The 8,808-nt window shown below is 69.5% G+C and carries 7 protein-coding genes and 2 riboswitches; of the genes, 1 reads left to right on the forward strand and 6 read right to left on the reverse strand.

The features are described 5' to 3' along the window. Nucleotides 1-11: 11 nt before the first annotated feature. The 5 genes from D7V93_RS30310 to D7V93_RS30330 form a co-directional block, all read right to left on the reverse strand. Complete coding sequence (locus tag D7V93_RS30310; protein ID WP_120646699.1) at nt 12-773, reverse strand: cell surface protein; 762 nt, start codon at nt 771-773, stop codon at nt 12-14. Further along, nucleotides 770-2,071: a hypothetical protein gene (locus D7V93_RS30315; protein WP_167509516.1), complete on the reverse strand. Its 1,302-nt coding sequence runs from the start codon at nt 2,069-2,071 to the stop codon at nt 770-772. The genes D7V93_RS30310 and D7V93_RS30315 overlap by 4 nt, the downstream gene beginning before the upstream one ends. Nucleotides 2,072-2,231: 160 nt before the next feature. Beyond that, nucleotides 2,232-2,392: riboswitch (cobalamin riboswitch) on the reverse strand. Between the two features lie 18 nt (nt 2,393-2,410). Then, nucleotides 2,411-2,755, reverse strand: a complete 345-nt coding sequence (locus tag D7V93_RS30320) for a DUF4177 domain-containing protein (protein WP_120646701.1) — start codon at nt 2,753-2,755, stop codon at nt 2,411-2,413. A 149-nt stretch (nt 2,756-2,904) separates the two neighbouring features. Further along, complete coding sequence (locus D7V93_RS30325) at nt 2,905-3,591, reverse strand: cell surface protein (protein WP_120646702.1); 687 nt, start codon at nt 3,589-3,591, stop codon at nt 2,905-2,907. Nucleotides 3,592-3,620: 29 nt separating this feature from the next. After that, on the reverse strand, nt 3,621-5,039 hold the full coding sequence (locus tag D7V93_RS30330) for a hypothetical protein (RefSeq protein ID WP_244237604.1): 1,419 nt from the start codon (nt 5,037-5,039) through the stop codon (nt 3,621-3,623). 172 nt (nt 5,040-5,211) lie between these two features. Further along, a riboswitch (cobalamin riboswitch) is annotated at nt 5,212-5,434 on the reverse strand. 131 nt (nt 5,435-5,565) lie between these two features. On the opposite strand from D7V93_RS30330, the gene D7V93_RS30335 reads away from it, so the two are divergent. Continuing rightward, nucleotides 5,566-6,276, forward strand: a complete 711-nt coding sequence (locus tag D7V93_RS30335) for a DUF8737 domain-containing protein (RefSeq protein ID WP_147451413.1) — start codon at nt 5,566-5,568, stop codon at nt 6,274-6,276. A gap of 1,678 nt (nt 6,277-7,954) precedes the next feature. Here D7V93_RS30335 and D7V93_RS30350 read toward each other — a convergent pair. Beyond that, the coding region (locus D7V93_RS30350) for a tyrosine-type recombinase/integrase (RefSeq protein WP_208723201.1) at nt 7,955-8,808 on the reverse strand (854 nt) is incomplete at its 5' end.

Here is an 8,808-nt window from a genome sequence, read left to right on the forward strand (position 1 = left end):
GGACAGGGGCTTCAGGGGGTGCCGCCGTCGGGGAGCTGGCCGTTCACCACGGCGAGCGCATCCAGGTCGAAGCCGCCGGAGTTGCCGCCGGAGCTGGTGAGCCCCGTGTCGGTGAGGCGCACGAAGCGCGCGCGGGCAAGGCCCACGGCCGCCAGGTCGAAGCCGTCCCCGCCCGCCACGGCCGGGTCGGTGGGGGACACGCCGTTGCCCGGGCTGGAGTGCACCGGGTGCGTGCCGGCGCAGCCCGGGAAGCCCCCGTCGCTGTCGGTGGCCGCGCAGGGGAAGTCGTACCAGGTGGCGCCGTCGTCGCTGACGGACACGGAGGCCGGCTCCACGAAGAGTTCGCCGCCGGCCCTCTGGAAGGCGTTCTCGAAGACGAGCAGGTCCACGCCCGGGCCGTCCACCACCAGCAGGTCGGTGAACTCCAGGGTGAGGGTGCCGCCCCTGCCCAGCGACAGCACGTCGAGCGAACCCGTGAACTGCCCCGCCCCCACCGGAGGCCCGAGCACGACGCCCGGCATGCGGTCCTGTCCGAAGCCGGCCTGGGCTCCAAACGTGGTGGACACCACGCGGTCCGCGAACGGATCCACGGGGCGCATGCCGGCATCGGAGCCGGAGCCGGCATCGGAGCCGGAGCCGGCATCGGAGCCGGCATCGGTGTCACTGCCCGCGTCCACGACTCCGGACGGGGGCAGCGGCATGTCGGAGGTGTCGCCCGCGCAGGCGCACAGGGCGAGCAGCGCGCTGAGCGCGAGCCAGGGGCGCGGGGTCACGGGGCCTGCCGGATGCGCACGATGCGGCGGCCGTTGCTGTCCTTCAAGACCACCAGCAGGTCCGAGCCCAGCGACGACAGCAGGTCCACGGTGGTGCACGCGTCGGCGGAAGTGAGGACCGGCTCGCGGGTGCCCACGCTGACGGGCTGGCTGCCGGTGAGGCCAGGCGTGAGCGAGAAGCGCGACACGTCCGTGACGCCGAAGCCCTTGGCGCCGTAGCTGCCGCGCGCGACCGCCACGCCACCGCCGAAGGCCGCGGCGGCGTTGAAGTCGCTGCCCACGGCGACCTCGGGCTCGCTCGTGAGCACCACCGGCGTGCGCGAGGACACCGCCTCCGCCAGCTTCGCGGACGACACCGCATGGGCCACGTTCACGTAGGTGCCGCTCAGCGCGTAGCCGAACACCGCGATGCCGTTGTCCGCGACAGCGGAGAAGCCGCTCGCGCCCACCTGCGCGGGGAAGTTCACCACCTTCACGGCGGAGTAGGGCTTGGCGGACGTCACCAGCGCGTAGACACCGAAGCCGTCCGCCAGCGTGTCCAGCCCGCTGCCGTTGATGAAGAACGTGTTGGTGATGCCCGCGGCCGTGTAGTTGGACGGCGCGCTGACGTACGTGGCCCCGTCCCGCGCGACCGGGTCGAGCACCGCGACGCTGCCCGGAGCGCCCTGCCCGGCCTTCGTGTAGCCCGCGAGCAGCCGCGTGCCGTCATACGCCAGGAAGTAGGACGGGAAGGTGGTGACGCCGACGGCGCGGTCCGCGGGCGCGAGCACGGTGTCGAGCGCCGCGTCCCCCACCTTCACGTCCGGCCAGGTGCCCAGCGTGAAGAAGTCGCGGCCCGTGGCCGTCTCGCGCATCCCGAAGAGGGAGTACGTGGGGCCGGGCGTGGACACCACCGCGACGACCTCCGTGGGCAGCGGCGCGGACTCCGCGACGGTGAAGCCCGTCTGGAGCTGGAGGGTGCCCAGCTTCGCGTCGCGAGGCACCGAGGCGCACAGGTCCGTGCCACCATCCGTGCCCGCGTCGGTGCCGGCGTCCGTGCCCGCGTCCGTGCCCGCGTCGGAGCCCGTGCCCGCGTCGGTGCCCGCGTCCTCACCGCCGGTGGTGACGGGAACCTGGACGCACTTCTCCTCCTGGCAGGCCCAGGCCTGGCCCTCGGGGGGCGTGCCCTTGTCGCGGCAGTCGAAGGAGTCCACGCACTCCGAGCCGCAGCCCGTCCCACCCAGCACCACCGCCAGCAGGGCGCCCATCAGCGCCGCGCGCTGGCCCTTCGTGCCCATCCGCTTCATGTCGGTCCGCATCGCGTCCTCGTTCCTTGCCCCCGCCCGGAGGCGGAAGGATTCCTGACGGGAGGCGGCACGGGCGCGAGCCACCTGCCCTGGAGCGCTCCTCGCGCCCTGACAGGTGCCTACGCCGTCAGCTCCCCGCGGAGGTTCCGGTCTGTCTCCGGGTCCTCCGTGAAGAGGCCCCCGGGTCGTCGCCAGTCTTCGGACTCGCGGGAGCGGGGCTTCGAAGGCGCCGCTCCTGCTCACCGCTGCGGGGCAGTCCCGGAATCACACCGGGTTCCTGGAAGCCCCCACACCCCATGGCGGGAAGGCATATCGATGACGGGGCGGGACTATGGCGGCCCCGGGGCAATGTCAATGCGGTGTGGGCTCGGTGTGCCGGGCGCGCATCAACACGTAGCGCTTCGTGCTGCCATCCACGACGACGGTGGACACGACCTGCCAGCCCTCCGCGCCCAGGCGCTGCAGCTCCCGGAGGTCCTCCTCCGGGCCTTCGCGCTTCACGAAGGTGTACTCGTAGGACGGCGGCAGCGGGAACACGGGCGGAGGCGGGGCGGGCGTCGGGTGCGCGACCGGCGGCGGCGGCGGCATGCGGGCACGGGCCGTCTGGGCCCCGGCGACCGAGGGGAGGAAGGACGCGGCGGTCGCGCCGAGCAGGACGCCCGTCAGCACGAGGAGTGAGGCGAGACGACGGTTCATGGATGCGCACTCCGGGGGAGGAACAGCCGGCATCTAATCCGGCGTCCCCCACCCCGGAAGCCTCGTGGGCTCCGATGAGGCCCCCACGGGTCACGAGGCGCCCGGGACCGTCCGCTGGAGGACGACCCGGGGCACCGCGAGCGGGCGCGCTACGGGAGCTGCACGCCATTCACCACGGCGACGGCATCCAGGTCGAAGCCACCGCTGGTGCCGGCGTACCCGTTGGCGCCGGAGTCCCGGACGCGCACGAAGCGCGCGCGGGTGAGGCCCACGGCGGACAGGTCGAAGCCGTCCCCGCCCGCCACGGCCGGGTCGGTGGGGGACACGCCGTTGCTGGTGTTCGAGTACACGGGCGTCACGCCCGCGCAGCCCGGGAAGTGGCCCGCCACATTCCCGGAGGCGCAGGGGAACTCGTACCAGGTGACGCCGTCGTCGCTGACGGCCACCACGCCCGTCTCCGTGAACGGCACGCCGCTCGGCTTGATGAACGCGTTCTCGAAGACGAGCAGGTCCACGCCCGGGCCGTCCGTCACCGCGATGTCGGTGAACTCCAGGATGATGACGCCGTTGAGCCCGAGCGACAGCACGTGCAGCGAACCCGACCCGGCGCCCGTCCCCTCTGGAGCGCCCAGGACGATGTTCGGCAACTGGTTCTGTCCGAACCCGGCGGCGGTGCCGGGCGTGAAGGAGACGATGCGGTCGGCGAACGGCGTGCCCACGAGCGGCTGCACCTGGTCGGAGCCGGACTCCGACTCCAGCGGCGCTTCACCGCCGCAGGCGAGGGTCAGGAGCGCGGCGAATCCCAGGGCGAACGACTTCGGCAGGAGGGTCTTCATGTGAGGTCTCCGGGAAGCAGTGGGGGGCATCACTGCGCCTGCTGGATGCGGACCAGCCGGGTGCCGTTCTTGTCATCCACGCCGACGAGCAGGTCCGCGCCGATGGAGGTCATCAACGTCACGCTCGTGCACTGGTCCACGTAGGTGAGGACCGGCTGACGCGCGCCGACAGTGACGGTCTCCCCTCCATCCGTCACGGTGAAGGCGAAGCGCGAGATGTCGGTGCCGGCGAACTCGTAGGTGGGGGGAACGTAGTCGCCGCGAAGCACCGCCACGCCCGTGCCCTGACCGGCGGCGGCGACGAAGTTGGAGCCGACATCGAGCATGGGGGCGTCCGCTACGACGAACGGCGTGCCCGACCGGAGCGCCTGGGTGATCTTCGCCGGGGCCACCGCGTGGCCCACGTTGGCGAAGACGGTGTCGGAGTAGTAGCCGAGCATCGCGACGCCGTGGGTGGACACGGCGGTGAAGCCGCTGCCGCCGTTCTCGGGAGGAAGCGTGCCGACCTTCAGGGCCGTGAACGGCGAGGTGTCCGTCTTCAGCGCGTAGATGGCCAGGCCAGCCGACACCGTGTCGAGCCCGTTGCCGTTGACGAGCAGCGCACCCGGCACGACGCCCGCGGTGAAGTTGCCCGGCGCGGAGACGTAGGTGGAAGCAGCAGGGGTGGTGCTGTCGTAGAGGGACAGCGAGCCCGGGAAGCCCGCGCCGGACTTCGTGTAGCCGGTGAAGACGTGCTGGCCATCCGTCTCCACGAAGGGGCTGAGGAAGAGCATGGCGGAGGGCCCCCGGTCGGCGGGAGCGGCGACGTCGAAGAGTGGCGTCGCGCCCAGCGACACCTGCGGCCACGTGCCCAGCGAATGCAGCGCATGCGGGCCGACGTCGCTCTGCGAAACCACCGTGTAGAGCGAGTAGGTCGGGCCCGGGGTGACACCCACCGGGCCCGCGGTGTCCGGCAGCGCGGCCGACTCACCGGCCACGAAGCCTGACGCCAACTGGAGCGTGCCCAGCTTCGGGTCATACGTGGCGCTCGAGCACGGGACGGTGCCCGCGTCCGTCACCGTGCCCGCGTCGGTCTGCGTACCGGCATCCGTCACGGTGCCTGCATCCGTCACGGTGCCTGCGTCGCTGCTCGTGCCCGCATCGGTGCTTGCGCCTGCATCCGTCTGAGGGCCCGCGTCCGTCACCGTGCCAGCGTCGGTGCGAGTCCCCGCATCCGCCTGCGTACCCGCGTCGGCGCCCGTGCCCGCATCCACCGTCGTGCCGGCATCGGCCTCCGGGATGGACGTCAGCTCACAGCGCTGCTCGACGCAGACGTAGCACTGTCCCTCGGGGGGCGTGCCCTTGTCGCGGCAGTCGAACTCATCGACGCACTCCTCGCCGCACCCCATGCCGGTCAACGCCACCGCGAAGGTGGTCAGCACCCACGCGAGCCTCCGCCCCGAACTCATCCGCTCTGTCTTCATCCGCGACTGCTCCCTTGCATCGCCCCCACGGGCGAGGTGAATCCAAGGGAGGGCGGACGGAGAGCGGACCGCGAACGAAGGACACGTCAGGACACGACACGCCGCGCGAGCGGAAGACCCCCGTCACCTCCCCTCGGAGGCTCCGGTCTGTCCATGCCCGGAGGCATGGGTCGTGGCAGGTCTTCGGACTCGCGGGCGCGGATGACCCTCATCGGGTCACCCACCTACTGACCGTCGCTTCCCAGCCCACGGAGGGCCAGTGCTTGCGGGGACGGCGTTCGTTCCTGCTTACCGCTGCGGGGCAGTCCCGGATTCACACCGGGTTCCCTTTAAACTCCCCATCTGCGTGATGAGGAGTACCAACGACGCGCGGTGAAGTACGGCGGAAGGCAGGGCTTGTCAATGCGCGGGCGGGCAACGCCTCACGGCACCGCGACGAGGTCGAGGGCATTGGACAACGCGCGATGCCCGGCGCAGTGACACCATGCATAGACAGAGACATGGTTCGCCCATGAGACTCGCAGCGGACGCGGCGCTGGTCGGATTGACCCTGGGCATGGTCGCGCTGGTGGGCGTGGGCGTCGCACTCAGCGCGCGACGCAGCGGGCGCGAAGCCTCGTCCGCCACGCGACTGGGGCTCGCCGTCGTTTCCGTGCTCGCGCTCTGGCTCGGAGCGACGGCCCTGCTCGCATCTACGGATGTGCTGTCCTTCAGGAGCGCGCGCCCGTCACCGTGGCCGCTCCTTCCGCTGAGCGGCATCGCTGCGCTCCTGCTCCTCGGTCGGGCGCCTCTCGCGAAGACGCTGCTCGCGAACACCCCTCGTCACTGGCCGATTGTCGCCCAGAGCTTCCGCATCGGCGTCGAGCTCATCATCTTCGCGTGGCACCAGGACGGGCGAGCCCCCAACCAGATCACCTTCGAGGGACGCAACTTCGACATCCTCGTCGGACTGACCGCGCCCCTGGTGGCATGGCTCGTCGCCACGAATCGGGTGACGCCGAAGCCCGTCCTGCTCTGGAACGTGCTGGGGCTCGCGATCCTCGCCAACACGGTCGCCACGGTCGCGACCTCGACGCCGGGCCCGCTGCATCTCGACTGGCCGGGAGCGCCCTTCACCGCGATCACAACCTGGCCGGTCCTCTGGCTCCCGGCGCTGCTCGTGCCGCTCGCCGTGTTCCTGCACGTGATGTCGCTTCGACAGACCCTCACCGTGCCCAGATAAGGGGCGACCCGCCCCGTCTCTCATCCGCCAAGACCGCCGCTGGAGCATCCGCGCCCATCCTTCCGCGTGGACGCCGCGCGCGGGCCCGCACGGTGATGTGCACGCGCCTTCCGAGGAGGCAGCTCCTGGCACGCGGACTGCTCAAGCCCCGACGCGACCTCAGGCGGTCGAAGCCAGAGAGGGACCCGGGCCGTGGTGGCGCGGGAGTGAAGGGGGAAGGTTTCTGATGCTGACGGCGGGGAAGCGGTTGGCGGTGTTCTCCATCCACGAGGGCAAGGGCGGGAGCATCTGGGTGCGCGCCGGCAGCGCGTTCGTGAACAAGGACGTGATGCAGTGACCTGACTTATGCGGAGCAAGCACCAACGCCCCGAGGGAAATAGGCGCTGCGACACCACATGACGACGAGGGGGAGGACGCGAAGCAGCGGAGCAAAGGAAGGGGAGCGGCCACAAAAAAGCCCTGGTGCCGAGTACGCAGCACCAGGGCTCAAACGAGGCCGTTGCGCTACGAGGCTGCGCCGCTACCGATTTGCCGGGGGCGGTACTGCCATCGACGGGACGCTGAGGGGTGCAGGGGGCTGGGCCGGCTCAGGGTAGTGAAAGGTCCATGCCCGCCAGACCATCGCCAGCAACACCACCGTCATCATGACGGCCATGGCGGTAAGCGCCTGACTCGGACTCAGCGACCTCAAAAAGTCGAGGAAATCCTTCATGTTTGTGCAACTCCCAATGTGAACGAATGCAGCGACAAGCAGATCGGTTCCAAAGAGGAGTGCACCGGCGCATAGCTTACGAGGCGGATTCGCCGATGCACTCCTGCAGCTTTGTTGATGGCCTCTGCCTCTTGGCGGGTAGACAAAGGCGACGGGTAGTCAAATGTGTGCTAGGCCTCCTTCCGAGGGGGTATAGAACTCTCTGTGACAGGTCAATGTTGACGCGCGCAATTCGCTCGTCGATAACTGGGTTGCGGAGTAGCAACCCTTTGGCGGCCACGGCGGCTTGGGGAGAGTGCTGAGGTCACACCGCCCTTCTTACGAGGCGGGTTCGCCGATGCGACCCTGCTGGGAGATGCTCGCTTGGCGGCGGGCATCTCCTTTTTTTTCGCTCGCTCATGCCAAGGGCTTACCCCGCGTCCGGGTATGCGTCAACGCACCAAACCAACCAGACCTGTACGGACGCGCAGTGGACCCAAATTACTCAGGAAGTCCAAGAACTTAGCGCGTGTTCGCGAAGCAACGTAGGTCGATGAATCGCGGCTAGGTTGCGTCGGTGAAGACCGACGATCTGAACGAGGTTCTTCCTACAGCCCCAGCGAAGCCAGCAGGCATCTGGTGGACGAAATCGTCCCCGGCGCAACTGGGGTGGAGCGAGTTCCTGTAGCGCCTCCAACGTGGTGCGGTTGTCCTGCGGTGAATCAGGCAAGCACACGGCTGCGCTGGTCGCCTCGGCAACGTCTGAATCGAAGTTTCGGTCAAAGGTCATGGCCCTGTCCTCTCGTTGGGGCTCGGCGGAAGCGCACGAGCGGACAATCCACTTACACCCTGTTTTTTTCGCGCCCCCCCGCACGGGCCGGGAGGGCCTTAAGAATAAGGACCTCCGGGCGCTTGACACGATTCCCGGCTGGGGGCCCGTAACCCGGTGGGCACCGTTCCCCGGGGTACGTACGGCGAACAGTAATTCTAGACGCCCAACATCGCCAGCAGGGCATCCGGCTGCCGGAAGCGACCACGCCGCAGTTGGGGTGAAGCGAGTTCCTGTAGCGCCTCCAACCTCTCCGCAGGGTCTGCACGCAGGTACAACTCTGTCGTCTGCACGTTGGCGTGGCCCAGCCACAGCGCCACCTTGCGGACGTCGCGGGTGGCCTGCAGGGCGTGCATGGCGCAGGTATGCCGGAGAACGTGCGGTGAGACGCGCTTCGACTTCAACGAAGGGCAGCTTGCGCGCGCGACTGCGACGTACTTCGCCAGCAGGTACTCGAACCCAGCGCGCGTCATCGCCTCTCCACGAGCATTGAGGAAGAGTTCCACGGTGGCTGCATCCCCGCGAAGAGCCAGCCAGGCGCGCACCGCAGTCGTAGTCTCCTTCCAGAGAGGGAGGGCCCGCTCGCGCCGCCCCTTCCCTCGGACGAGAATACTGGGGTGTGCGCCCAGCGTGACGTCCGCGAGCCGCAGGCCCACCAGCTCGGACACGCGGAGGCCACCAGCGTAGGCGACATGCAGCATGGCGCGGTCCCGCACACTTGCGCGGGTACTCGCGCTGGGTGCGTCGAGGACCGCCTGCATCTCGTCGCGGGTGAGGTAGTGCACCAAGCGCGTCTCCGTCCGCTTCACCGGAATGGCGAGCACCCTACGCACCTGCTCCAACGCAGAGGGAATGCGGTGCTCGATGAACCGCATGAACGACTTGATGGCGGAGAGGCGTGCGTTGCGGCTCGCATCCTTTATGCGGTGCACCGCATAGAGGACGGTTCGCTCAACGTGCTGCCCCTGGACGGGAAGCTGCACGTGCGTGAGGCGGCGGAGAAGCGCGACAC

Origin of the sequence: Corallococcus llansteffanensis, assembly GCF_003612055.1 — a bacterium.
Lineage (GTDB): Bacteria > Myxococcota > Myxococcia > Myxococcales > Myxococcaceae > Corallococcus > Corallococcus llansteffanensis.

What these genes read in the sequence shown, in the direction of transcription:
- D7V93_RS30315 (WP_167509516.1), bottom strand. Translation starts at nt 2,071, where the DNA reads ATGCGGACCGACATGAAGCGGATGGGCACGAAGGGCCAGCGCGCGGCG.
- D7V93_RS30330 (WP_244237604.1), bottom strand. Translation starts at nt 5,039, where the DNA reads ATGAGTTCGGGGCGGAGGCTCGCGTGGGTGCTGACCACCTTCGCGGTG.
- D7V93_RS30335 (WP_147451413.1), top strand. Translation starts at nt 5,566, where the DNA reads ATGAGACTCGCAGCGGACGCGGCGCTGGTCGGATTGACCCTGGGCATG.
- D7V93_RS30320 (WP_120646701.1), bottom strand. Translation starts at nt 2,755, where the DNA reads ATGAACCGTCGTCTCGCCTCACTCCTCGTGCTGACGGGCGTCCTGCTC.
- D7V93_RS30325 (WP_120646702.1), bottom strand. Translation starts at nt 3,591, where the DNA reads ATGAAGACCCTCCTGCCGAAGTCGTTCGCCCTGGGATTCGCCGCGCTC.